This window comes from Hymenobacter agri (genome assembly GCF_054778495.1).
The window spans coordinates 1-769 of record NZ_BAAGZM010001137.1 but is presented as its reverse complement, the minus strand read 5'-3'; the positions used below and the strand labels follow the sequence as shown (position 1 = coordinate 769).

The window sequence follows — 769 nt, the reverse complement described above, 5'->3', positions numbered from 1 at the left end:
CTGGCGCCCTACGCTTACCTGTGGAACGACGGCCCCACCACGGCCGAGCGCCTGGCCCTGAGCGCCGGCACCTACACGGCCGTGGTGACCGACGCCCGGGGCGCCACCCGGTCGGTGAGCGTGACCATCGACCCGTACCGCTACTACTGGAGCAAAAACCCGGTCACGCTGGCCCTGGACGCCGGCGCGGCCTACCGCCTGGACCCCACCACCAAGCCCAACCTCTCGTTTTTGTGCGAGGTGTGGGTGGAGGAAGTGTACCTGAGCAACACGTTCGTGTGCCTGGGCGGCACGCAGGAGCAGCCGGCCGACGCCGCGGGCCGCACCGTCTTCGACGCCCAGGCCCTGCTTGACGGCTACCTGCAGGAGCACCTGCCCACGCTGAACCAGGCCGGGCCCAGCCGGGCCGATAGCCTGTTCCGGCGCTTCTACTTCCGCTACGCCGAGAAGTTCGGCACGCCGCCGGTGGCCGCTCCGCTCAGCAGCCAGGTGCGGCACTACGTCGTGCTCGGCGGGCTCGACTTCTACGAGGCCCCGGCGGCCGGTCTGGACCGCTGGCGGGCCTACCAGGCCCGCGTCAAGCCCTTTCTCACCTGGGAGCCCAACGACAAGGCGGTGCTGGTCAGCCAGCCCGAATACCTGTACTTTATGGTCGACTCGTTCAGCCTGGCCAGCTTTCAGCTGCGGGCCCGGGTGCACTACGCCGATGGCGAGGTGGCCGAGCGGCTGGTGGCCACCGTGCCCGACGTGCGCCGCTTCGAGGTGTACT

Annotated in this window: 1 protein-coding gene; it reads left to right on the top strand. The window is 69.8% G+C overall.

Features of this window, described 5'->3' with window-relative positions; all coding sequences use genetic code 11:
* Positions 1-769, top strand: a 769-nt coding sequence (locus ACYVDE_RS24950; RefSeq protein ID WP_460504208.1) for a hypothetical protein, incomplete at both ends; no start/stop codon positions are given.